Source organism: Amycolatopsis sp. A1MSW2902, from assembly GCF_017312175.1.
GTDB lineage: Bacteria > Actinomycetota > Actinomycetes > Mycobacteriales > Pseudonocardiaceae > Amycolatopsis > Amycolatopsis nivea.
In genome coordinates this window covers 4,175,259-4,197,660 of sequence record NZ_QJPO01000001.1, presented here as the reverse complement: position 1 = coordinate 4,197,660, position 22,402 = coordinate 4,175,259, and the positions used below count along the sequence as shown (strand labels likewise).

Genomic DNA, 22,402 nt, shown 5'->3' with positions numbered 1-22,402 from the left:
CCCCCGCCGGTGACCGAAGACCCTAACCGGACCGGCGGGCCGCTTCGAGACTGGAGCGGTGACCAAGCACATCGTGATTCTCGGCGGCGGGACGGGCGGCACCCTGGCCGCGAACCGGCTGCGGCGCGGTCTGGGCGATCAGGTCCGGATCACCGTGGTGGACCAGGACAACGACCACGTGTACCAGCCGGGCCTGTTGTTCGTGCCGTTCGGCCTCGCCCAGCCGGAGGACCTCGTCCGGTCCCGCCCGGCGCAGTTGCACCGGGGAATCGAGTACCACCGCAGCGCGGTAGACCACGTCGACGCCGAAGCCGCGCGAGTCCGTCTGGCGGACGGCACGATGCTCGCGTACGACGCGCTCGTGATCGCGACCGGCGCCCGGCTCGTGCCCGAGGAAACCGAGGGACTCACCGGCCCGGGCTGGCGGGAGACGGTGCACACCTTCTACGACTACGCCGGGGCGATGGCGCTCGCGTCCGCGCTCGACGAGTTCACCGGCGGGCGCCTCGTGGTGAACGTGATCGACCTGCCGATCAAATGCCCGGTAGCCCCCTTGGAATTCTGCTTCCTCGCCGACTGGTACTTCACCGAACGGAAAATCCGCGACGAAGTGCGGATCACCTATGTCACGCCGCTCGATTCCGCGTTCACCAAGCCGGTGGCGGCGAAGACGCTCGCCGGTCTGCTGGAGGACAAGAGCATCGAACTGGTGACGGAGTTCAACACCGGCGAGGTCGACGGCGCGTCCGGTCGGCTGGTCTCCTACGACGGCCGCGAGGTCCCGTTCGATCTCGCGGTGGTGGTGCCGATGCACAGCGGAGCGTCCTATGTGGACCGATCGCCCGGTTTGGGTGACGAGTTCGGCTTCGTTGCCGTCGATCCGCACACGCTGCAGTCCACGGCGTACCGCAACATCTTCGCGCTCGGCGACGCCGCCGGGGTGCCGGCGTCCAAGGCCGGTTCGGTCACCCACTTCGAGGGCGCGGTGCTGGCCCGCAACGTCGCGCGCTACCTCGCCGGCCGTCCGCTCGACCCCGGATTCGACGGGCACACCAACTGCTTCATCGAGAGCGGTTTCCACAAGGCGATGCTCATCGACTTCAACTACGACACCGAACCGCTGCCCGGTCATTTCCCGGCGGCGGCCGGACTTCCGCTGCTGCGCGAATCGCGGCTGAACCACCTCGGCAAGCTGATGTTCTCGTGGCTGTACTGGCACAGCCTGCTGCCCGGCCGGGAAATCCCCGGCATCGCCGCCGAGATGCCCCGCGCGGGCAAGGAGTTCCCGGCGCCCGCGGAACACTGACCAGAAAGGACGCTCATGGCCACCGCGACCTACGCGGGCACCGAGGTGCCTGTCAACGACGAGGGTTTCTTCACCGAGCCGGATTCCTGGACCGAGCAGATGGCTCCGGAGATCGCCCGCGAATCCGGCATCGACGCGCTGACCGACGAGCACTGGAAGGTCATCGAGTTCATGCGGCGGGAATACGCGGAGAAGGGCACCGGCCCGACCGTGCGGGCGCTCGGGCGCACTTCCGGCGTCCCGATCAAGGACCTGTACCGGCTCTTCCCGAAAGGCCCGGCCAAGCTCGCCGCGAAAATCGCCGGAATCCCGAAACCGCGCGGCTACATCTGAGGAGGAATCCCGGCATGATCGAAAAAGTCTCCGTCATCATCTCGAAAGGCTCGCTGGACGCGATCTACCCCGGCCTGATCATGGCCAACGGGGCGCGCGCGGAAGGCATCGAAGCCGATCTGTTCTTCACTTTCTTCGGGCTGGACGCCGTGCACAAGGCCAGGCACGACCACATCAAGCTGGCGACCGTCGGCAATCCGGGCTTGCACCTGGCCACGTGGGCGGGCGGACTGCCCGGCGTCTCGTCGGTCATGACGCAGTATCTCGAACGGAAGATGGAAAAGCTCGACATCCCGGCCATTCCGGAATTCCTCGAAATGATTTCCGACACCGGGGCCGGGCTGTACGCGTGCAAGGCGTCGGTCGACCTGTTCGGCCTCGAAAAGGACGATCTGATCGAGCAGGTGCGGGACATCATTACCGTCGGCGAATTCTACGCCAAAGCGGCGGGCGGCCAGATCATTTTCACCTGAGTGCCCCGCTGCGCGCGCGAAGCACCAGCTTGGCTGTGCCGCCCGCTTGCGTCTCCGCTCCCGCTCGACCGGGGTCACTGGCTGGACAGCGGTTGCGGAGTCCGGTAGCCGAGAAGCCGGGCGAGGAGGTCGGCCCGCCCGCGGTTCAGCTCCGGCGGCGCGGGCGGCGGCGTGCGCCGGGTCAGGGCGCGGACCGCGCGGACGAATTCCCGGACGCGGGAAGGGGGCGGTACCAGGTCGTCGCCGAGGTAGGCCACCACGAGCAGGTCTTCGCCGGAATGGGTTTCGATGGTGAACGACCAGCCGTGCCGTTCGTCCCAGACCAGCGCTGTGTCGCGTCCGGGATGGACCGCGAGCTGCCCGTCGAGTGCGAGGTAGGCCGACATCGGCGAGTCGAGGTCCATCGTGGCGGACTCGGGGCCGACGCCTGCCGCGACGCTCACCGCGTCGAGGTAGCCGCTCATTCCGCAGTGCAGGAGGTATTCGTCGTCGGTGGTCGCTTGCTGGCCGCTCATCGGTTCTCGTTTCTGCTGCCGCCTGGCACGGCGGATTTCTCGGCGCCGGCGGTTCGGCCGGGCGGGCTTCCGCCTATGCCCGGAATGGCGTTCCCGCGCTCGCCCTGGCCGCCGGTCCGCGACGGTCAGGGGGAATCGGGCGCCCGGCTGCCTGTCTCCAGGCTGCGCTTCGGGCGGGTGCCGGAAAAGGGCCGAAGGTCCCCGGCTCCGCCCTCTGTGGACGGAGGCCAGAGCCGCGCACAGGTTCGCCGCGCCGCGCGGTTCCGTTCGCTCAGGCGCACAGGTCGCGGCCGGATGAGCGGTCGAAGGCCGCGGCGATGCTCGCCCGGCACGCGCGGGTCAGCTGGCGGGTGGCGCGGTTGTCGGGGGTCTGGCCGCAGCGCGGGCAGGAGAACCGCACGTCGCCGGAGAGTTCGTCGACGGCCGCGTCGAGCGGGCGGCCACACGGGCGGCACCAGCGGTGGCCGCTGAGCGGCACCGCGTGGTGCGGGGACGAGACGCACTGGTGGAGCCAGCGGCGATGGGTCCGGCAGGTGATCCGGTCGAACGGGTCGAGATCGGTCTCCTCGCGGGCGTCTTCCTCGGTCAGCGCGAGCGCGAGACGGAGGTCGCGGAGATCGGCGTACCGGGCGTCGACGCGACCGTCCGGCACCAGCGCGAGCCGGTCGTGGCGGTTGCGCCGCAGTCCGGCCGGGACGGTCGTCGAGGGCGCGGGAGGGCGGTCCGGGGAAATGCGGTCGATGCTCATGGTCGCCTCGCTTTCGTTGCGTCCGAGCTTCCGCTTCGACGCTCGGGTCCACGAGGGCCGCACTGCCCGTTCCGGAGGGCCCGCCGGCTCCCGGCGGCGAGCGGTTCTCCTTGCCGCACGGGGACTTTAGGCACCGGATCGGCACCTATCGCGGCACTGCGGCCGGGATTTCGGCCAAATCCTCGGGCGCGGTTCGGCTGGCCGCCAGAGCAGCCTGCACGGCCGTGCCGTCGACGGTCTCTTCTTCGCGCAGCCGCTCGGCGAGCCGGTCGAGCGCGTCGCGGTGCTGTTCGAGCAGGGCGACCGCCCGGGCCTCGGCCTCCCGCACGAGGCGGCCGATTTCCTGGTCCACCACGCGTTGCGTTTGTTCGGAGTACGGCCTGCCCAGCAGCGCCGGGCCGTCGTCGGCGACGGCGGGGGCTCCGCCGCGGCTGTAGCCGATCGGGCCGAGCGCGGGGGAGAGCCCGAACTCGGTGACCATTTTCGCGGCGATCGCGGTGGCGCTCGCGAGATCGTTGGCGGCACCAGTCGACGCTTCTCCCAGCGCGACCAGTTCGGCCGCCCGTCCGCCGAGGCGCACCGTGAGCAGATCGGCGAGGTAGCTCTCGGAGTAGAGCCGCCGTTCGGCCTCCGGCAACTGCTCGGTGGCGCCGAGGGCCATGCCCGCGGGCAGGATCGTCACCTTCGCCACGGGGTCGGCGTGTTCGCACAGCGCCGCGACGAGAGCATGCCCGGCCTCGTGCACGGCGACAGACCGGCGCTCCTCGGGAAGCAGCGCGTTCGAGGCGTCGCGGCGGCCGAGCAGGACCCGGTCCCGTGCGGTCGCGAGGTCGTCCGCGGTCAGCACGGTCCGGTTGTCCCGCACGGCGTTGATCGCCGCCTCGTTGACGAGGTTGGCCAGATCGGCGCCGGAGAACCCGGGCGTGCCGCGGGCGACGACCGTCAGGTCGACGTCCGGATCGAGCCGCTTTCCGTCGATGTGGGCCGCGAGAATCTCAGCCCGCTCGGCCTGGTTGGGCAACGGGACGGTGACCTGCCGGTCGAACCGGCCGGGGCGCAGCAGCGCGGGGTCGAGGGTTTCCGGCCGGTTCGTCGCGGCGAGCACGACGGTGCCGCCGCTCTGGTCGAAACCGTCCATTTCGGCCAGCAGCTGGTTCAGCGTCTGCTCGCGCTCTTCGTGCCCGCCGGCGCCGCCGATGCCGCGGCGGCTGCCGACGGCGTCGATCTCGTCGATGAAGATGATCGACGGCGCGCGATCGCGGGCCTCGGAGAACAGGTCGCGCACCCGGGAAGCCCCGACGCCGACGAACATCTCCACGAACGCGGACCCGGTGATGGACAGGAACGGCACGCTCGCCTCGCCGGCCACCGCGCGGGCGAGGAGGGTTTTCCCGGTGCCGGGCGGCCCGACCATCAGCACCCCGCGCGGACCCTTGGCCCCGGCGGCGGCGTACCGCGAGGGATCGCGCAGGAAGTCGACGACCTCGGCGATCTCCTGTTTCACCCCCTCGTACCCGGCGATGTCGGCAAACCTCGTGCCGGGTCGCTGAGCCTCGATGATCTTGGCCTTCGACCGGCCGAACCCGCCGATGCCGCCCATACCTCCCATGCCGCCGAGCCCGCCCGCGCCGAGAGTGCGCTGCGCGCGCCGGCCCGCCCACCAGAACAGTCCGAAGATCACCAGGATCGGCAGATACGCCAGCAGAGCGGTGAAGACCGAATCGCCGCTGCTGGTCTTCGCGCCGGTGACGGCGACGTTTTTCTCGCGCAGCTTGGCGTCGAGCCGCGGATCGCCGAGCGCGGTGGGAAGCTGGCTGGTGAACTTGCCGCCGTCACGGTAGTTCCCGGAGACCGCGCCGTCGCCGCCGACCGTGATCTCGGCGACCTGGTTGGCGTCTACTTTGGACAGCAGCTCGGTGTAGGCGAGCGCCGGGACCGACGAGGTCCACAGCGAGGGACCGGCGATGAGCACCACGGTGACGAGAACCGCCGCGGTGAGCAGGAGCCCGATGAGGCCGCCGTTGCGGTGCTCTTCGGGCTTGTGCGCGGGCGGGTCCGGAGGCGGCCCGGGACGGGCGGTGCGGGACATCCCGGGCTTACTTGCCGTTGCGGCGACGGTGGCGCCGGGCGTGCGCGGGCCCGTGGAAGACGCTGGCGACGAGGACGGCGCCGACGACGAATCCGAAGTCGTAGAGATGGCCGTTGTTGCGCACCTCGTAGACGCCGACGTGGTCGTTGAACAACGACACCAGGAAGGTGATCGGGCAGATGAACCCGTGCCACAGCCCCAGCCAGAACCCCGGGCCGGCACCCGGTTCGGCGACAGTGGAGGCCTGGGCCGCGCAGGCGGCGAGGCTCAGCACCGGTGCCAGGAGGGCACCGGCCGCCGCGAGCCGGTGCCGCGCCGGGCGCGTGGGAGCAGTCATGGCACCACTCTGCGCAACGGCGGCGCCGCAGAGAAGAGCCGAACGTCCCCGGCGGCCGGGACCTGCGCACGTCGTCCCGGATCCGGCCCGCCGACATCCTGGACGGGGCACTGCGGACGAGAGGAGCCGCGATGACGGCGGAAATGCGGGCCTGGCGGGTGCGCGCGCCCGGTCCGATGGCTGGTCGGCCGCTGGTGCGGGAACGGATGCCGGTCCCGGAGCCACGAGACGGCGAACTGCTGGTGCGGGTGCGCGTGTGCGGGGTGTGCCGGACCGATTTGCACGTGGCGGAGGGCGATCTTCCAGTGCACCGCGCCGGAGTGGTGCCCGGCCACGAGATCGTGGGCGAGGTGGTCGAGGCGAGGGCCGGCGGCTTCGGGACGGGGGACCGGGTCGGCATCGCCTGGTTGCGCGGAACCTGCGGCGCGTGCCGCTATTGCGTGTCCGGCAAGGAGAACTTGTGCCCGGAGTCGAGGTACACCGGATGGGACGCCGACGGCGGATACGCCGAGTACGCCGTCGTCCCCGCCGCGTTCGCGCATCGGTTGCCTGCCGGCTACTCCGACGAAGAGCTGGCGCCGTTGCTGTGCGCCGGGGTGATCGGCTACCGGGCGTTGAAGCGGGCCGAGGTCCCCGAAGGCGGCCGGCTCGGCATTTACGGGTTCGGCGGCAGTGCGCATCTCTCCGCGCAGGTGGCGCTCGCGCGCGGGGCGACGGTGCACGTGCTGACCCGCAGTCCGGAAGCCCGGAAGCTGGCGCTCGAGCTCGGTGCCGCTTCCGCGGGCGACGCGGCAGAGGCGCCGCCGGAACCGCTGGATTCGGCGATCCTCTTCGCGCCAGCCGGGGAACTGGTGCCGGTCGCGCTGGCGGCGCTGGACCGCGGCGGCACGCTCTCGATCGCGGGTATCCATCTTTCGGACATACCCGTGCTGAATTACCAGCACCATCTCTTCCAGGAGCGGCAAGTGCGCAGCGTCACCGCGAACACGAGGGCGGACGCGCGGGAGTTCCTGGAGTTCGCGGCTGCGCACCGGCTGCACGTCCGGACGATGTCCTATCCGCTGTCCGCGGCGGCGGAGGCGTTGACGGACCTGGCGGCGGACCGGGTCACCGGAGCCGCTGTCCTGCACGCGGACTGACGCCGTCCACTGTGGACTGAGTCGGGGTCCTTCGGCCCTTGCCCGGCCGGGGGCGTTCGGCGCATCGTGCGGCCGGGAGGCGTCATGACACTTCAAGGGAAGCGGCTGCCGGGCGAAGCGCTGTTGCTCGTCGCGGTGGCTGTGTTGCTGGCAGCCGGAGGAATTCTCTGGTGGTGGGGGAAACCCGGGTCCGGCGGCTGCTGGGCGGCGGCGACCGCGGTCGCGCTGGCTCCCGCCGTCTGGTGGGTGGCCGAGGATCTGCGGCACCGGCGCTGGGGCGCGGATTCGCTGGCGGTGCTGGCGCTCGCCTCGACCCTCGCGGTCGGCGAGTTCCTCGCCGGCGCGGTCGTCGCGGTGATGGTCGCGACCGGGCGGGTGCTCGAATCGCGGGCACAGCGCCGCGCCGCGCGGGACCTGACCGCGCTGCTGGACCGGGTGCCGCAAACGGCGCACGTGCGGGCGGGGGACGACCTTCGCGAGGTCCCGGCGGGCGAAGTCGCCGCGGGGGACGCGGTGATCGTCCTGCCCGGCGAGGTCGTTCCCGTGGACGGGACGCTCGCCACCGGCGGGGTGTTCGACGAGTCGGCCCTTACTGGGGAACCGCTCCCGGTCGCGCGCACCGCCGGGGACGCGGTCCGCAGCGGAGTGGTGAACGCCGGGGCCGCGGCGGAGATCACGGCGGCGGCGAGCGCGGACGAAAGCACGTACGCCGGGGTGGTCCGGCTGGCCGAGTCGGCGGCGGCGCAGACGGCGCCGGTCGCGCGGCTGGCGGACCGGGTGGCCGTGTGGTTCTTGCCCGCGGCGTTGCTGATGGCCGGTGCGGCGTGGCTGCTGAGCGGCGAAGCGGAGCGGGCGGTCGCGGTGCTGGTGACCGCGACTCCGTGCCCGCTGCTGCTGGCGGTGCCGATCGCGGTGACCGCGGGGATGTCGCGCACCGCGAGGGCGGGGGTCGTGGTCAAGGACGGTGCCGCGCTGGAGTCGCTTGGCCAGGCCCGGGTGCTGCTCATGGACAAGACCGGCACGGTCACCGCCGGGCGGCCGGAGGTGACCGACGTGGTGTGCGCGCCGGGGCACCCCGTCGAGGAGGTGCTCCGGCTGGCCGCGAGCGTCGAGTACTACTCGCCGCACGTGCTCGCCGCGGCGGTCGTCCGGGCCGCGGAATCGGCCGGGATCGAACGCGTCCCGGCGGTCGAGGTCGGCGAGGTGCCCGGTTCCGGCGTGGCCGGGCGCGTCGGCGGGCGGCTGGTCCGGGTGGGCAGGCCGGCCGCCGACCGGGAGACGCCGGCCTGGGCGCGCAGTGCCGCGCGCCGGGGACGGCTCGACCTGGCGACCGTGCTCTGGGTCGAGTGCGACGGCGAGCCGGTGGCGGCGCTGCTGGCGAAGGACCGGGTCCGCCCCGACGCGGCCCGCACGACGCGCCGGCTGCGGGCGGCCGGGATCGCCACGATCGGGCTGCTCACCGGCGATCGGGTGGACAACGCGCGGGAGGTCGCGGCCTTGCTCGGCCTCGACCGCGTCCAGGCGGAGGTCAGCCCGGCGGAGAAGGTCGCGGCGGTTTCCGCCGCTCGGGCCGAGGGACTCGTCGTGATGACCGGCGACGGCGTGAACGACGCTCCGGCGCTCGCGGCGGCCGATGTCGGCGTCGCGCTCGGTTCCCGCGGCGCCACGGCCGCGGCGCAGGCGGCCGACGCGGTGATCCTCGACGACCGCCTGGACCGGCTCGCCGACGCCGCGGAGATCGCCCGGCGCGCGCGGCGGCTGGCAGTGCAGAGCGCCGCGGCCGGAGTGGCGCTGTCGCTGGCGGCGATGGCGGCCGCGGCGGCCGGTTTCCTCACGCCGGTCTGGGGCGCGATCGTGCAGGAAGGCATCGACGTCGCGGTGATCCTCAACGCCTTGCGCGCCTTGCGGGTCCCCGCGGTCGCGGCTCCGGCGCCCGCCCGGCTGGTGCACCGCTTCGAGACCGAGCACGAGCGGCTCCGGCCCGCGCTGCTGGCGATCCGGCAGGCCGCCGACGCACTGGCCGGCGGGCCGACCCCGGCGGCGGATCGGGCTGTCCGGCACGCGTGCGACGTGCTGCTGCGGCAAGTCCTGCCGCACGAGACCGCGGAGGAGACCGAGCTGTACCCGGCGCTGGCCACTGCGCTGGGCAGTCCGGAGAGCACGGTGCCGATGAGCCGCGCGCACGCGGAGATCGCCCGGCTGGCGCGGCGGCTGGAACGGCATCTGGCCGAGTCGCCGTCGGCGATCCAGGCGGACCAGGTCGACGACCTGCGCGCGACGCTCTACGGGCTGGACGCGGTGCTCACCCTGCATTTCGCGCAGGAGGAGGAAGCCTATTTCACGCTGCCGGCGTCGTGAGCGGGCCGTACGCCGAGTCCGGCGAGTTCGAGCGTCCGCGCGAGATCGCCCGGCGCCGCGACCCCGGTGAGTTCGCCGTGGTCGACGACGAGCACCAGGTCCTGGCCGGGACGCAGCCGCGCGCCGGCGAACACTTCGGAGAGCGGCGTGTCCGGGCTGGCGATCAGGCAGGCGGGCGGCTTGACGCAGATGTCCTCCAGCCGCGTGGCGGTCCGCTCGGTCTCCGGGACGCGGGACAGCGCGGAAAGACTGACGACACCGACCGGCGCCCCGGTGAAGGACACCACGGGGAAGGTCCGGAACCGGGTCCGCGCGGCCTGGTCCAGGAAGCCTTGCACGGTGTACCAGCCGGGTGCGGTGACCGGTTCGGTGCTCATGACGTCGCGGAGCCGGAGCTGGGAAAGCAGCTGCCGCAGCGGGGCCGCGGACATCTCGGTGCGCGCGGCGACGGCGAGGAACCAGCTGATGGCGATCGTCCAGAGTCCGCCGAGGTTGCCCAGCGCCAGAATTTGCCAGGCGCCGAAGGCCGCGAGCGCGCTCGCGAGCACCTGGCCGCCGGCGGCGGCGATCCGCCGGGCACGGGCCCGGTTTCCGGTCAGCCGCCACGCGACGGCTTCGAGAACGCGCCCGCCGTCGAGCGGCGTCCCCGGCAGCAGATTGAAAACCGCGAGCACGCCGTTCGCCCAGCCGAGCCAGGTGAGCGCCACGGTGACCACCGCGGGCAGTACAGGGGAGGCAAGCGCGGACGCGCCGAGGAACCCTCCGCCCACCACAGCGCTCGCCGCGGGCCCGGCCGCCGCGATGAGCAGCGCGGAGCGCGGCGTCGGCGGTTCCTCGGGCAACTCGGCGGAACCGCCGAGCAGCCACAGCGTGATGCGTTCCGCCCGGAGCCCGTAATGCCGCGCGACGAGCGCGTGGCACAGCTCGTGCGCGAGTAGGGACGCCAGGAACACCAGCGCGCTCGCCACCGCGACCGTCCAGTTGACCGCAACCGGCGAACCACGGGCGCCGAGCGGAAGGACGGTCGTCGCGAGGAGATCGGCCAGCAGGCCCATCACGATCAGCACGGACCAGTGCGCGCCGACGCGGATCCCGGCGACGCGGCCGAGCGGGAATGTCGCCTGTGTCATGGCCCGAATCTCCCGCTGGACCGGCGCCGGCGGCAGGGCCGCAGCGCCTCTAGCCGCGGGACCAAAGACTCCGGCGCCGCGGACGTCCGCCCGCAGCGGCCGCCGGCCGCGCGGTCTTAGCGTCGGCTTCGGGACGAGCGAGTCCCGGCTCGGAGGAGGCACGCGATGGACGAGAAGGAAAAGGCGCTGATCGAGGAAGACGCCCGCCGCAGCGTCGCCGAGCGCGGACAGCACGGCGGGCACGGTCCGGCGATGCGGCGGTATCTCCTGGCGGAGGAACAGCGGGCGAGCAACGAAAACGAGCACGGCGAGGCCCCTGAGCTGGCACCAGAGCCGCCCCGATGATCCCGCCGGTGGTCGTCGGGATCGACGGCTCGCCGGAGTCATCGGCCGCCGTCCGGTGGGCGGCGGCGCAAGCCCGTCCGCGCGGCGGCGGGCTCGTGGTGTTCCGCGCCGAACTGTTCGACGACCCGGACCTGCTGCCGCACCGGAAACCGCCCGTCGAAGCGGAATTGCTGCTCGAACCCGGGTACCGCCTGCTTCGCCGGGCGGCGGACGAGGCACGCCGCGCGATGCCCGGGGTCTCCGTGCGGATGTGTCTTCGGCTCGGGGCCGCGGCCGGCCTTCTCGTCGAACAGTCGGCCGAAGCCGGGTTGCTCGTCCTCGGCTCGTCCGGCGTGGGCGGGATGCGGGGCGCGGTCACCGGTTCGGTGCCGCTCAGCGTCGCGGCGTCCGCTCGCTGTCCGGTAGCGGTCGTGCGCGGCCGCGCGGATCCGGCAGGGCCGGTGGTGGTCGGGGTCGACGATTCCGGCGGCAGCGAACGAGCGCTGGCCTTCGCCTTCGAAACCGCCGAAACGCACGGAGCGGCGCTGGAAGCGGTGCACGCGTGGCATGACGGAAACCGGGAAAACGGTGTCCCCGAACAGGTCGCCGCGTGGTCCCGGAAACATCCGGCGGTTCCGGTGCGAGTCCGGGCGGTACGTGCTCGTTCGGCGGCCCGTGCGCTCGCCGCGATCTCCCGGGGTGCCCGGGTGGTCGTCGTGGGCAGCCGCGGCCGCGGACCGGTCGCGGGCGGCCTGCTCGGCTCGACCGGCAACGGTCTGCTGGCGCACGCGGCCTGTCCGGTCGTGATCGCCCGCTGACTGTGACGAAAGGACGGAGTCTCATGAGAATTGTTGTCGCGGTGGCGACCCGGCACGGGGCGACCCGGGAGATCGCCGAGCAGATCGCGGTTTCGCTGCGGGGAGAGCTCGCGAAGACGGGCAGGGCCGCGGAGGTGGTGGTGGCCGACGCGGGCAGCGTTGAGTCGTTCGCCGGCTGCGACGCGGCGGTGCTCGGCAGCGCGGTCTATATCGGACACTGGCTCGAGCCCGCTCGCGAACTGGTGCGGGCCCATCAGGACGAGCTGTCCCGGATCCCGGTGTGGCTGTTTTCCAGCGGTCCGGTGGGGGAGCGGAGCAAACCCGGCGAAGAACCGGTGGACGTCACCGACGTGCTCGCCCGCAGCGGAGCGAAGGAGCACCGGTTGTTCGGCGGCCGGCTCGACCGTGCCCTGCTGCGGTTCCCGGAACGCGCGATGGTCGCCGCGCTGCGGGTGCGCGACGGCGACAACCGGGACTGGCCGGTGATCCGCGCCTGGGGCCGGGCGATCGCCCGCGAGCTGAGCGCGGGGACGGCCGGTGACCTTCGTCCATCGTCTTCAGGCAATCCGGCCGCGTCGCCGCGGCGGGCGCCTGGAGTTGTCTGAAAGTGCGAGACCGTTCGCGAAGAGAGGAGCGCGCAATGACGTCGCTGTTGCCCGGTTCCCGGCTGGCGCTGCCGAGCATCGCCGCCTTGCTCGACCACCCGTGGCCGTTCGCCGAGCACAACCCGGTGCGGATCGAGGAGTCCGCCGAGGACGGCAAGTACACGGTGCGGGCCGAGTTGCCGGGGTTCGATCCAGAGAAACACATCTCCGTGACCACGCACGACGGGCTGCTGACCATCGAGGCGGAGCGCGAAGCGAAGAAGGACACGGGCGGCCGCAGCGAGTTCTACTACGGCAAGTTCAGCCGCGCGGTAGGCCTTCCCGCCGGTGCCGAGGCCGCCAAGATCGCCGCGAAGTACGCCGACGGCATTCTCGAGATCTCGATGCCGCTGGCGCGGCAGCCGCACGAGAAGCAGGTTTCGATCCACGTCGACAAGGCATGACGGACCAGGCGGCGGGCACGGTCGCGGCCGTGCCCGCCGCCTCGCGCAGGGAGGAGTTCCGATGAGCGCGGACCAGCCCGCACGGGTGCTGCTTGCCGACGGACAGGTCGGCCTGGTGCGCCCGCTCGGACCGGCCGACACCGAGGCCGTGCTGCGGCTGCACACCGACCTCGGGGAGCGGGACCGGTACTTCCGGTTCTTCGGCCCGCTGCCGTCCACTGTGGACAGGCTGGCGGCGGAGATCGCCGGGACGTCCGACGAATGCCACACGGCCGTCGGCTGTTTTCTCGGCGAGCAGCTGGCCGGGGTCGCGCACTGCGAGCGGATCGGGCAAAGCGCCGACGCCGAGATCGCGCTCGTCGTGGACGGGCACCGGCGCACGCACGGGATCGCGACGCTGCTGCTCGAACACCTCGCCGCGGCTGCCCGCGCGCACGGCATCTCCCGGTTCGTCGCCGAAGTGCTCGCGGAGAACGCGAAGGTGATCCGGGTGTTCGCCGAACTCGGCCTGCCCTACGAGATCGACCACGAGGGCCCGGAATGGTCCGTCACGATCTGGCTGGACGGCGAGGACCGCTACCCGGACGCGTTCGCCCGCCGCGACGAGGTCGCCGAGGCGGCCAGCCTGGCGCATCTGCTGCGGCCGGCGTCGGTCGCGGTGATCGGCGCGGGCAGGCGGCCGGGCTCGGTGGGGCACGCGGTGCTGGCGAACTTGCTGGACAGCGGTTTTCCCGGCTCGGTCGAGGTCGTGCATCCGGTGGCGGAAGAAATCCTCGGCGTGCGCTGCGCGCCGTCGGTCGCGGACCTGACCCGGACTCCCGAGCTGGTGGTGATCTGCCTTCCCGCGGAAGCCGCCGCGGACGCGGTGGAGGAATGCGGCAAACGCGGAGCGGCCGCGGCGGTCGTCGTTTCGTCCGGGCTGACCGGGACCGCGGCCGGCGAGCGCGTCCGCGACGCGGTGCGCAGGCACGGCATGCGGCTGGTCGGCCCGAACTGTCTCGGCGTGCTTTCGACGGATCCGTCCTGTCCGGTGGACGCGACGTTCCTCGCCCGCCGTCCGCGGGCCGGGAGCATCGGCGTCGTGACACAGTCCGGCGGGGTCGGGATCGCCCTCGTCGAGGCGCTGACCGGGCTCGGCCTCGGGCTTTCCTCGCTGGTCTCCACCGGCGACAAATACGACGTGAGCGGCAACGACCTGCTGCTGTGGTGGGCGAGCGACCGGCACACCGAGACTGTGGTGCTGTACCTCGAATCTTTCGGCAATCCCCGCAGATTCGCCCGGCTGGCGGCTCGGCTGGCGAGGACCCGGCCGGTGCTCGCGGTGCGGGCCGGAAGCGGCGGGACCGCCCAGCGCGCCGCTGCTTCACACACTGCCGCCGCGGCGACTCCCGCGGTGACTCGTGACGCGCTTTACGCACAGGCGGGCATCATCGCCGTCGACACGGTAGCGGAGCTGGTGGATGTGCTCGCCGGTGTTTCCTGGCAACCGCTTCCGCATGGCCGTCGGGTCGCGGTGCTGAGCAACGCCGGCGGAGCTGGGGTGCTCGCGGCCGACGCGTGCGAGCGCGAAGGACTCACGATGGCGAGCCTGTCGGCGGAGACCGCGGCCAGTCTGCGCGAGCTGCTGCCCGCCGAGGCCGCTGTGCACAATCCGGTGGACACGACAGCGGCGGTTCCGGCGGAGAAATTCGGGCAGGCGCTGAAGATCGTGCTCGCCGATCCGGGCGTCGACGCGGTCATCGCGGCGACGGTTCCGACTGCGGTCGGGAACCCCGCGGCCGCGCTCGCCGACGTGCTGCCGGGCGCGGAGAAGACCGTGCTCGCGGTCCGGCCGGGACAGCGGGAACGGGTGTCGCCGCTGTGCGCGGACGGACCCGCGGTCACCGCGTGCTACGACGATCCGGCCACCGCCGCGCTCGTGCTCGCCCGGCAAGCCGAGTACGCCGGATGGCTCGCTCGGCCCAGGAACGACGCCACGACTCTGCCGGAGATCGATTCCGCCGCGGTGCGGGAATTCGCGACGGCGCGCGCAGCGGAGCGCGAAGGCTGGCTGTCGCCCGCCGCCGCGGCGGAACTGCTCCGGCTCGCGGGAATCCCGTTGGTGCCGACCCGATACGCCCGCGACGAGACCGAGACTGTCCGCGCCGCCGAGGAATTCGACGGGCCGATCGCGGTGAAGGCGGATGCCGAGGGAGTGTTGCACAAGTCCGCTGGCGGCGGCGTGCTGCTCGGCGTCGAGGGACCGTCCGGCGCGCGGGACGCGTACCGGCTGCTGCTGACGCGCTTCGGTCCGGCGCTGCGCGGCGCGGTGATCCAGCCGATGGCCGACCGGGGCCGGGAACTGCTCGTCGGCGTCCGGTCGGACCCGGTGTTCGGCCCGCTGGTGGTGTTCGGGCTGGGCGGGGTCGACACCGATCTGGTGGCCGACCGCGCCGCGCGGCTCGCCCCGCTCACCGGACCGGACGCGGACTTGCTGCTCGACGGCCTGCGCTCGGCCGAGGCGCTGTGGGGGTCCGGCATCGACCGGGCCGCGGTGCGCGAGCTGCTGCTGAAGACCGGCCGGCTGGCGACGCTCGTGCCGGAGCTGGCGGAACTGGACCTGAATCCGGTGGTCGCGCGGGCGGACGGCTGCGCCGCGCTCGACGTCCGGATCCGGCTCGAGCGCCGGAAGCCCGCCGATCCGTACCTGCGCAAGCTGTCCGGCTGACCGAGCGAGGAGAAGCCAGTGCGAATCCTGACCCTGAATCCCGGGTCCTCCAGTGTGAAGGCGGCGGTCGTGCACGACGGCGTCGCGGTCGGCTGGGCGGCGTGGCAGAGCGACATGTCCCGCGCGGTCGTCGATGCCGTGGAGCGCTGGCCCCGGCCGGACGCGGTGGCGGTGCGGTTCGTCCACGGCGGCGCGCAGAAAGCGCCGGTGCTGGTGACCGACCAGGTGATCGCGAACCTCGACCGGCTGGTTCCGCTGGCACCGATCCACCAGCCGCTGTCGCTGGACGTCACCCGGCAGGTCCGGGCACTGCTGCCCGGCGTGCCGGTGGTGGCCTGCTTCGACACCGCGTTCCACGCCGAGCTGCCCGACGCGGCAGCGCACTACCCGCTGCCGCGCGAGTGGACGCGGCAGAACCGGTTGCGCCGTTACGGTTTCCACGGTTTGTCCGTGCAGTACGCGGTGCGCCGTGCCGCGGAACTGCTGCGGCGGCCGGCCGACGAGCTGCAACTGGTCTGCGCACACGTCGGAGCCGGGGTGTCGGTGACCGCGGTGCGCGGCGGGCGGAGCGTGGACACCTCGATGGGGTTCACCCCGCTGGAAGGGCCCGCGATGGCCACCCGGTCCGGTTCGATCGACCCGGGATTGCTGCTGCACGTCATGAAAACCGCGCCGATGGGCCCCGACGAGCTGGCCGACGCGCTGTGCCTGCGGTCCGGGCTCGCCGGGATGAGCGGGACCAGCGGCGACCTCGGAGAAGTGCGGACGGCCGCCGCGGCCGGGAACGCCGACGCCGCGCTGGCGGTCGAGGTCTACGTCCACCGGCTCCGCCGGGAGATCGGCGCGGCGGCGGTCAGCCTCGACCGGCTCGACGCGCTGGTGTTCACCGGCGGGGTCGCGCAGTACCAGCCGGAAACAGTCGCCGAGGTCGCGCGCGGCCTCGGGGCGCTGGGCGTGCGGGTGGGGGCGCTCGAGAGGTCCGACGCGGACCGGGCGATCAGCGCGTCCGGCTCGGCCGCGCCGGTGCTTGTCGTCCGCGCCCGGGAAGACCTGGAACTCGCCCGCGGCGCGGAAACCGTGCTCGCCGATCTGGGAAATGAGGTGCATCGTGCACGTACTGCTGACCGAAGCGAAGTTCGGTGACTGCGACGCGCTCAGCAAGCCGTTGCGGGACAACGGGTGCCGGGTCAGCCGGTGCCATGCGCGGGAAGGGATCTGCCTCGCACTCGCGCCGGGTTCGTCGTGCCCGCTCGACGACCGCGCCGATCCGCCGGTGCTCGCCGTGGACGTTCGCGACGCCGGGGACGAGCTCACCGCACGCGAGTTCGGGGTCGTGTGCGCGCTGCGGAAACAAGTGCCGGTGGCGATCGTCCCGCCGAAACCTGGGCTGCCGGCGGCCGCGCCCGCGGGGCTTGAGGACCGGGTCACGGTGACCGACGCGGAGACTTTGCTGGCCACCTGCCAGGCAGCGGTCGCGATCCCGAGCCCGAGGCCGGAACCCGCCGGAGCGATCGGATGAGCGACGTCGCTTTCGCCTGGGACCGCTGCGCGCGAGCGGTGCTCGTGGACGCGCTGGCGCGGCTGGACGTGCGCCGTTTCGTGGTCGAGACCCGGGCAGGCGAGCTGGCGATCTCCCGGGTGGGCCGGCTCCGGCACGATCCCGGCGGACGCAACGTGCTCGCCGGATGCGGCACCGCGCTGTCCGCCGCGTGGATCGTGCTCCGGGGGCTGGGCATCCGCCCGGTGCTGTCGTTCCCGGACGACCCGGGCCGCCCGGACGTGGTCGCGGCCGTGACTCCCGGGGCGGACGACCCGGCGACCGCGAGCGACTGGGACCGGTACCTCGCCTTGCGCGCGGTCGCCGGTCCGCCGCGAGGCCGCGCGGTGCCGGTCGCCGATCCGGGCGTGCTCGCGGAGCTGGCGGGGGAGAACCCCTGGCCGCGCACCCGGGTATCGCGGCACGCGGGCAGCCGGGGCCTCGTGGTGCTCGCCGAAGGAACGACTCGCGTCGACCGCGTTCTGGTCGGCGCGGCGGTCCATTCCCTGCGGGTCGCAGCCGCGGTCCGCGGATTGACGACCGAGGTGCGTCCCGGGGACCAGAGCCCGGCACCGCAAGCGATCCTTCTCGTGTTCGAGAGCTGAGGGAATTCCATGACCACGCATCTGCGCCCGCCGCCCGCGACAGCGGAGCCCGAGGTCGACGCACGGGAGCCGATCGGCCGCCTGCTGCGGGATCTCCGTTCCGCGCCGGGCGGCTTGAGCGGCCGGGAAGCGGCCCGGCGACTGCAGGTCTACGGCCCGAACGAGCTGCCGCACAAGGGCGGCAGGCAATGGCCGCTCGCCCTGCTGCGCCAGCTGGTACACCCGCTCGCGCTGCTGCTGTGGGTCGCGGCCGGGCTGGCGTGGTTCGCCGGGACGACCAACCTGGCGTTCGCGATCGTCGGGGTGATCATCCTGAACGGGCTGCTTGCGTTCTTCCAGGAGCAGCAGGCGGAGCGGGCGGTCGAAGCACTGGGCAAGTACCTGCCCGAGCGCAGCGCGGTGCTGCGCGACGGCGTCGTCGTGCACCTCGAATCAACCGAGCTGGTTCGCGGCGACGTCGTCTTGCTCGCCGAAGGCGACCGGGTTCCGGCGGACGCGCGGCTGATCGAAGGCACGGTGGAGGTCGACGCGTCGATGCTCACCGGCGAGTCGGCTCCGGTGACCCGGACCGCCGACGCCGTGGACGACGCCGACCGTTCGCTGGATTCCCCGGTGCTGGTCTTCAGCGGCACGGTCTGTGTCGCGGGTTCCGCGCGGGCCGTGGTGCACGCGACCGGACGGCGCACCGAGATCGGCCGGATCGCGTCGCTCTCGGCCCGGATCGGCCGCGAGGAGAGCCCGCTGGAGCGGCAGGTGCGGCGGGTCGCGTGGCTGATCGCCGGGGTCGCGGTGGTCGTCGGGGTCGGGTTCCTTCCGCTCGGCGTCGCGGCGGGGCTTTCGTGGTCGGCCGCCTTCGTGTTCGCGATCGGCCTGCTGGTGGCCAACGTGCCCGAAGGCCTGCTGCCGACGATCACGCTCGCGCTGGCGGCCGGGGTGCGGTCGATGGCGAAGGCGGGCGCGCTCGTGAAGCGGCTGTCGGCGGTGGAGACGCTGGGCTCGACCACCGTGATCTGCACGGACAAAACCGGCACGCTGACCCAGAACTCGATGCGGGTCGAGGAACTGCGCGGCCCGGACGGCGCGGATTCGGCGCAGCCGCGCGAGACCGCCGAGGTCCTCGCGCGGTGCAGCACCGCGGACCTCGACGGGGAATCCGGCGATCCGACCGAACTCGCGCTGCTTCGGTTCGCCGCGGACCATGGCGCGAACGTGACCGCGAACGCCCGTGAAGCCGCACGGAAAACGTTGTACCCGTTCGATCCCCGGCTCAAGCGGATGTCCACAGTGGACTTCGTGGAGGGCGGCCTCGTGGTGGCGGTGAAGGGCGCGCCCGAACAGGTGCTCCCGTTGTGCACCACGGAGTTCGACGGAACGGAGCTGACCGCGACCCGGCGCACGCAACTGGCGGCGCTCGTCGACAGCATGGCCGGGCGCGCGCTGCGGGTGCTGGCCGTCGCCCGGCGGGAGACGCCGGCGATCCCGGGCAGCCGCGTGGAAGCGGAGAACGGGTTGTGCCTGCTCGGCTTCGTCGGCCTGGTCGACCCGCCTCGCCCGGAGGTCGCCGCGGCGGTCGCGGACTGCCATTCCGCCGGGATCACCGTGCACGTCGTGACCGGGGACAACGGGCTGACCGCGGCCGAGATCGCCCGCCGGGTCGGCATCGGCGCGGACCGGGTCGTGGACGGCACCGCGCTCGCGCGCATGCCGGAGCCGGACCTCGACACAGTGCTGGTCGGGGGAGACGAAGTGGTGTTCTCGCGTGCCGCGCCGGAGGACAAACTGCGCATCGCCGACGCGTTGCGCGACTGCGGCGAGGTCGTCGCGATGACCGGCGACGGGGTGAACGACGCGCCCGCGCTGCGGCGGGCCGACATCGGCGTCGCGATGGGCGTCGGCGGCACCGACGTGGCCAAAGAAGCCGCGACCGTCGTGCTGACCGACGACAACTTCGCGACCATCGTCGCCGGGGTCCGCGAGGGCCGCCGGGTGTTCGACAACGTCCGCAAATTCGTGCTGTACATCTTCGCGCACGCGGTGCCGGAGGTGCTGCCGTTCCTGCTTTTCGCGATCTCCGGCGGCGCGATCCCGTTGCCGCTCACGGTATTGCAGATCCTCGCGATCGACCTCGGCACCGAAACGCTGCCCGCGCTCGCGCTCGGCCGGGAGCCCGCCGAACCCGGGCTGATGGCCCGCGAGCCGCGCTCCCGCCGCGAAGGCGTGGTGACCGGCCGGATGCTCCTGCGAGCGTGGGGAATCATGGGCGTGCTGTCGGCGGCGCTCGTGCTCGGCGCCTTTTTCGCGGTGCTGTACGCCGCGGGCTGGCACCCCGGCGCGGACGTGTCGGACGGCGCGCCGCTGCACCACGCCTATCTCCAAGCCACCACGGCCAGCTTCGCCGCGATCGTGTTCTGCCAGATCGGCACCGCGTTCGCCGCCCGCACCGAACGGGTGTCGCTGCGGGCGATCGGCCTGGGCACCAACAAGCTTCTGCTCGGCGGCATCGCCTTCGAACTGGCCTTCGCCGCCGCGCTCATCTACCTGCCCTGGCTCCAGGACGTCTTCGGCACCGCGGCGCTGCCCGCGTGGGTGTACGCGGTGCTGGCGCCGATGCCGGTGCTGGTCTGGGGCGCGGACGAGCTGTTCCGCCGCCTGACCCGCCGTACCCGAGGAGGATCGTCATGACACACGTGCGCAAACTGGCCGAGATCCGGCTCGCTGATGCCGAGACGGCGGGCGGCAAGGGGGCGAACCTCGGCGAGCTGATCTCCGCGGGCTACCCGGTGCCGGACGGATTCGTCGTCACTCGCGACGCGTACTGGTCCGCGCTGGAGGCCGCCGGGGTCCGTGCCGAGATCGCCGACCTGCACGCCAAGGCGCTGATCGCGGTGGACGACGCACAGGAGCTGGCGGCCGCCTGCGAGCGGCTGCGAGAGCTGGTGCGCTCCGCCGGGCTGCCTCCGGAACTGGCGTCGGAGGTGACCGGCGCGTACCGGGCACTAGGCGACCGGCCGGTGGTGGCGGTGCGCTCGTCGGCAACCGGGGAGGACGGCAGCGAAGCCTCCTTCGCGGGCATGAACGCCAGCTACACCAATGTCGTCGACGAAGAAGCCTTGGCCGCGCGAGTGGTGGACTGCTGGACGTCGTTGTTCTCGCCGCGCGTGGTGAGCTACCGGGCGAGCCGGGGATTCACCGGCGAACCGGCGATCGCGGTCGTCGTGCAGCGGATGATCCCGGCCGAGCGGTCCGGCGTGATCTTCACCGCCGACCCGCGCAGCGGCGACCGCGACCGGGCGGTGGTCGAAGCGGTGTTCGGCCAGGGCGAGGCGATCGTGAGCGGTGCGGTGGACCCGGACACCTACGTGGTGGCGAAAGAGGACCTCCGCGTGCTCAGCGCGCGGATCGGCGCGCAGTCGCACAAGATCATCCCCGAAGCGGGCGGGGGAGACGTGAAGGTCGCGCTGAGCGCACAGGCAGGCGGCCGGCGCGTGCTCGACGACGCCACCGTGCTCGGGCTGACCCGGCTCGCCTGCCGGGTCGAGGACCACTACGGCGTGCCGCAGGACATCGAGTTCGCCATCGCCGATCACCAGACCTGGCTCGTGCAGTCCCGGCCGATCACCACCCTGCCGCCGGTTCAGGAAGGCGCCGCCGGCGTGCTGGTGACCGGGCTGGCGGCCTCGCCCGGCGAGGGCAGCGGCGCGGTCCGGGTGCTGAACGATCCGGCCGAAGCACGGCGGCTGCGCGACGGCGAGGTGCTGGTGGCCCCGATGACGACACCGGACTGGGTCCCGGCGATCCGTCGCGCGGCGGCGCTGGTCACCGACGGCGGCGGGATGACCTGTCACGCCGCGGTGGTCGCCCGGGAACTGGGCGTGCCGTGCGTCGTCGGCACCGGCGACGCCACCCGGGTGCTCGCGGACCGCACGCTGATCACCGTCGACGGCACGAAAGGCGAGGTGCGAGCGGGAGCGATCGCGCGCGAGGCGGCGCACCCGAAACCGGTCGCCGTGCCCGCAGCCGCCGAGGCGATCGGCACCCGGTTGTACGTCAATCTCGCGATGCCCGACCACGCCGCCGAGGTCGCGGCCCAGCCGGTCGACGGGGTCGGCCTGCTGAGGGCCGAGTTCCTGCTGACCACGGCACTCGGCGGACGGCATCCGCGCGCCCTGATCGCGCGCGGCGAGGAAGAGTCCTTTGTGGACGCTATGGCGGAATCGCTGCTCGAGATCACCGCCGCGTTCGGCTCGCGTCCGGTGGTCTACCGCGCGACCGACCTGCGCAGCAACGAATTCCGCGGCCTCGACGGCGGAGCCGAGTACGAGCAGGTCGAGAACAACCCGATGATCGGCTACCGCGGCTGCTACCGCTACGTGCGCGAGCACGACCTGTTCGCGCTGGAACTCCGGACGCTGGCGCGGGTGCGGGAGCGGACGCCGAACCTGCACCTGATGATCCCGTTCGTGCGCACGAAATGGGAACTGGAGGCGTGCCTGGAGGCGGTGGACGCGAGCCCGCTCGGCAAGCAGCGCGGGCTGCACCGGTGGATCATGGCCGAGGTCCCGTCGGTCGTCTACTGGCTGCGCGAGTACGCCGGCCTCGGCATCGACGGGGTATCGATCGGCAGCAACGACCTCACCCAGCTGATGCTCGGCGTCGACCGGGATTCGGCGGTGTGCGCGGAACTGTTCGACGAGGCCGATCCCGCGGTGCTGGACGCGGTCTCGAGAATCGTGCGGACAGCCCGCGACCGCGGCATCACGTCGTCGCTGTGCGGCCAGGCGCCGTCGACGAACCCGGCGTTCACCGAACATCTCGTGCGCGCCGGGATCACGTCGATCTCGGTCAACCCGGACGCGATCGGGGCGGCGCGCGGCGCGATCGCCGCGGCCGAACGCCGCGTCCTGCTGGAAAAGGCGCGCTGAGCGCCGCATCGTG

The 22,402-nt window shown here is 72.7% G+C and carries 20 protein-coding genes; 15 read left to right on the top strand and 5 right to left on the bottom strand.

Annotated features, from left to right (window positions below):
- Positions 1–58: 58 nt before the first annotated feature.
- Genes sqr through DMP23_RS19315 form a run of 3 tightly spaced genes read left to right on the top strand, consistent with a single transcriptional unit; the run spans position 59 to position 2,112 of the window.
- Positions 59–1,306 (top strand): type III sulfide quinone reductase, selenoprotein subtype, encoded by a 1,248-nt coding sequence (gene sqr / locus DMP23_RS19325; RefSeq protein ID WP_337821944.1) that lies wholly within the window; start codon positions 59–61, stop codon positions 1,304–1,306.
- Positions 1,307–1,321: 15 nt separating this feature from the next.
- Positions 1,322–1,639, top strand: a complete 318-nt coding sequence (locus DMP23_RS19320; RefSeq protein WP_337821943.1) for a TusE/DsrC/DsvC family sulfur relay protein — start codon at positions 1,322–1,324, stop codon at positions 1,637–1,639.
- 14 nt (positions 1,640–1,653) lie between these two features.
- Positions 1,654–2,112 (top strand): DsrE/DsrF/DrsH-like family protein, encoded by a 459-nt coding sequence (locus DMP23_RS19315; RefSeq protein WP_337821942.1) that lies wholly within the window; start codon positions 1,654–1,656, stop codon positions 2,110–2,112.
- A gap of 74 nt (positions 2,113–2,186) precedes the next feature.
- Here DMP23_RS19315 and DMP23_RS19310 read toward each other — a convergent pair whose 3' ends face one another.
- From DMP23_RS19310 to DMP23_RS19295, 4 genes are all read right to left on the bottom strand, one after another.
- The gene (locus tag DMP23_RS19310; protein WP_238606279.1) at positions 2,187–2,627 is read right to left on the bottom strand and encodes a DUF6292 family protein; all 441 of its coding nucleotides are present in this window, start codon (positions 2,625–2,627) and stop codon (positions 2,187–2,189) included.
- 271 nt (positions 2,628–2,898) lie between these two features.
- On the bottom strand, positions 2,899–3,375 hold the full coding sequence (locus DMP23_RS19305; protein ID WP_275290841.1) for a hypothetical protein: 477 nt from the start codon (positions 3,373–3,375) through the stop codon (positions 2,899–2,901).
- 145 nt (positions 3,376–3,520) lie between these two features.
- Complete coding sequence (gene ftsH / locus DMP23_RS19300) at positions 3,521–5,464, bottom strand: ATP-dependent zinc metalloprotease FtsH (RefSeq protein WP_337821941.1); 1,944 nt, start codon at positions 5,462–5,464, stop codon at positions 3,521–3,523.
- A gap of 7 nt (positions 5,465–5,471) precedes the next feature.
- Entirely contained in the window at positions 5,472–5,801 is a 330-nt protein-coding gene (locus DMP23_RS19295) for a hypothetical protein (RefSeq protein WP_337821940.1), read from the bottom strand.
- Positions 5,802–5,944: 143 nt separating this feature from the next.
- Here DMP23_RS19295 and DMP23_RS19290 point away from each other — a divergent pair, with 143 nt between their 5' ends.
- Both DMP23_RS19290 and DMP23_RS19285 read left to right on the top strand, forming a co-directional pair.
- Entirely contained in the window at positions 5,945–6,940 is a 996-nt protein-coding gene (locus DMP23_RS19290; RefSeq protein ID WP_337824414.1) for a zinc-binding alcohol dehydrogenase family protein, read from the top strand.
- Positions 6,941–7,024: 84 nt separating this feature from the next.
- On the top strand, positions 7,025–9,298 hold the full coding sequence (locus DMP23_RS19285; RefSeq protein WP_337821939.1) for a heavy metal translocating P-type ATPase: 2,274 nt from the start codon (positions 7,025–7,027) through the stop codon (positions 9,296–9,298).
- Here DMP23_RS19285 and DMP23_RS19280 read toward each other — a convergent pair.
- A complete protein-coding gene (locus DMP23_RS19280; protein ID WP_337821938.1) occupies positions 9,274–10,428 on the bottom strand; it encodes a site-2 protease family protein in 1,155 nt (384 codons plus the stop codon). The genes DMP23_RS19285 and DMP23_RS19280 overlap by 25 nt on opposite strands.
- A 165-nt stretch (positions 10,429–10,593) precedes the next feature.
- On the opposite strand from DMP23_RS19280, the gene DMP23_RS19275 reads away from it, so the two are divergent.
- The 10 genes from DMP23_RS19275 to ppsA all read left to right on the top strand — a co-directional run bounded on the left by DMP23_RS19275 (position 10,594) and on the right by ppsA (position 22,389).
- Positions 10,594–10,773 carry a hypothetical protein gene (locus DMP23_RS19275; protein ID WP_337821937.1) on the top strand — a complete coding sequence of 60 codons (180 nt, stop codon included), beginning with the start codon at positions 10,594–10,596 and terminating at the stop codon, positions 10,771–10,773.
- The gene (locus DMP23_RS19270; protein ID WP_337821936.1) at positions 10,770–11,570 is read left to right on the top strand and encodes a universal stress protein; all 801 of its coding nucleotides are present in this window, start codon (positions 10,770–10,772) and stop codon (positions 11,568–11,570) included. Before DMP23_RS19275 ends, DMP23_RS19270 begins: the two co-directional genes overlap by 4 nt.
- Before the next feature lie 23 nt (positions 11,571–11,593).
- Positions 11,594–12,175, top strand: coding sequence for a flavodoxin domain-containing protein (locus DMP23_RS19265; RefSeq protein WP_337821935.1), 582 nt, complete (start codon positions 11,594–11,596; stop codon positions 12,173–12,175).
- Between the two features lie 35 nt (positions 12,176–12,210).
- Positions 12,211–12,618, top strand: coding sequence for an Hsp20/alpha crystallin family protein (locus DMP23_RS19260; RefSeq protein WP_337821934.1), 408 nt, complete (start codon positions 12,211–12,213; stop codon positions 12,616–12,618).
- Positions 12,619–12,679: 61 nt separating this feature from the next.
- The gene (locus DMP23_RS19255; RefSeq protein WP_337821933.1) at positions 12,680–15,325 is read left to right on the top strand and encodes a GNAT family N-acetyltransferase; all 2,646 of its coding nucleotides are present in this window, start codon (positions 12,680–12,682) and stop codon (positions 15,323–15,325) included.
- 18 nt (positions 15,326–15,343) lie between these two features.
- On the top strand, positions 15,344–16,468 hold the full coding sequence (locus tag DMP23_RS19250) for an acetate/propionate family kinase (protein WP_337821932.1): 1,125 nt from the start codon (positions 15,344–15,346) through the stop codon (positions 16,466–16,468).
- Positions 16,434–16,844, top strand: coding sequence for a hypothetical protein (locus DMP23_RS19245; RefSeq protein ID WP_337821931.1), 411 nt, complete (start codon positions 16,434–16,436; stop codon positions 16,842–16,844). Before DMP23_RS19250 ends, DMP23_RS19245 begins: the two co-directional genes overlap by 35 nt.
- On the top strand, positions 16,841–17,467 hold the full coding sequence (locus tag DMP23_RS19240; protein ID WP_337821930.1) for a hypothetical protein: 627 nt from the start codon (positions 16,841–16,843) through the stop codon (positions 17,465–17,467). Before DMP23_RS19245 ends, DMP23_RS19240 begins: the two co-directional genes overlap by 4 nt.
- 9 nt (positions 17,468–17,476) lie before the next feature.
- Positions 17,477–20,149, top strand: coding sequence for a cation-translocating P-type ATPase (locus tag DMP23_RS19235; protein WP_337821929.1), 2,673 nt, complete (start codon positions 17,477–17,479; stop codon positions 20,147–20,149).
- Positions 20,146–22,389, top strand: a complete 2,244-nt coding sequence (ppsA, locus tag DMP23_RS19230; RefSeq protein WP_337821928.1) for a phosphoenolpyruvate synthase — start codon at positions 20,146–20,148, stop codon at positions 22,387–22,389. The genes DMP23_RS19235 and ppsA overlap by 4 nt, the downstream gene beginning before the upstream one ends.
- The last annotated feature ends 13 nt before the right edge of the window (positions 22,390–22,402 follow it).

What these genes read in the sequence shown, in the direction of transcription:
- DMP23_RS19270 (WP_337821936.1), top strand. Translation starts at nt 10,770, where the DNA reads ATGATCCCGCCGGTGGTCGTCGGGATCGACGGCTCGCCGGAGTCATCG.
- DMP23_RS19235 (WP_337821929.1), top strand. Translation starts at nt 17,477, where the DNA reads ATGACCACGCATCTGCGCCCGCCGCCCGCGACAGCGGAGCCCGAGGTC.
- DMP23_RS19255 (WP_337821933.1), top strand. Translation starts at nt 12,680, where the DNA reads ATGAGCGCGGACCAGCCCGCACGGGTGCTGCTTGCCGACGGACAGGTC.
- DMP23_RS19285 (WP_337821939.1), top strand. Translation starts at nt 7,025, where the DNA reads ATGACACTTCAAGGGAAGCGGCTGCCGGGCGAAGCGCTGTTGCTCGTC.
- DMP23_RS19275 (WP_337821937.1), top strand. Translation starts at nt 10,594, where the DNA reads ATGGACGAGAAGGAAAAGGCGCTGATCGAGGAAGACGCCCGCCGCAGC.
- DMP23_RS19315 (WP_337821942.1), top strand. Translation starts at nt 1,654, where the DNA reads ATGATCGAAAAAGTCTCCGTCATCATCTCGAAAGGCTCGCTGGACGCG.
- DMP23_RS19290 (WP_337824414.1), top strand. Translation starts at nt 5,945, where the DNA reads ATGCGGGCCTGGCGGGTGCGCGCGCCCGGTCCGATGGCTGGTCGGCCG.
- DMP23_RS19280 (WP_337821938.1), bottom strand. Translation starts at nt 10,428, where the DNA reads ATGACACAGGCGACATTCCCGCTCGGCCGCGTCGCCGGGATCCGCGTC.
- ftsH (WP_337821941.1), bottom strand. Translation starts at nt 5,464, where the DNA reads ATGTCCCGCACCGCCCGTCCCGGGCCGCCTCCGGACCCGCCCGCGCAC.
- DMP23_RS19240 (WP_337821930.1), top strand. Translation starts at nt 16,841, where the DNA reads ATGAGCGACGTCGCTTTCGCCTGGGACCGCTGCGCGCGAGCGGTGCTC.
- DMP23_RS19265 (WP_337821935.1), top strand. Translation starts at nt 11,594, where the DNA reads ATGAGAATTGTTGTCGCGGTGGCGACCCGGCACGGGGCGACCCGGGAG.
- DMP23_RS19305 (WP_275290841.1), bottom strand. Translation starts at nt 3,375, where the DNA reads ATGAGCATCGACCGCATTTCCCCGGACCGCCCTCCCGCGCCCTCGACG.
- ppsA (WP_337821928.1), top strand. Translation starts at nt 20,146, where the DNA reads ATGACACACGTGCGCAAACTGGCCGAGATCCGGCTCGCTGATGCCGAG.
- DMP23_RS19310 (WP_238606279.1), bottom strand. Translation starts at nt 2,627, where the DNA reads ATGAGCGGCCAGCAAGCGACCACCGACGACGAATACCTCCTGCACTGC.
- DMP23_RS19295 (WP_337821940.1), bottom strand. Translation starts at nt 5,801, where the DNA reads ATGACTGCTCCCACGCGCCCGGCGCGGCACCGGCTCGCGGCGGCCGGT.
- DMP23_RS19320 (WP_337821943.1), top strand. Translation starts at nt 1,322, where the DNA reads ATGGCCACCGCGACCTACGCGGGCACCGAGGTGCCTGTCAACGACGAG.
- DMP23_RS19260 (WP_337821934.1), top strand. Translation starts at nt 12,211, where the DNA reads ATGACGTCGCTGTTGCCCGGTTCCCGGCTGGCGCTGCCGAGCATCGCC.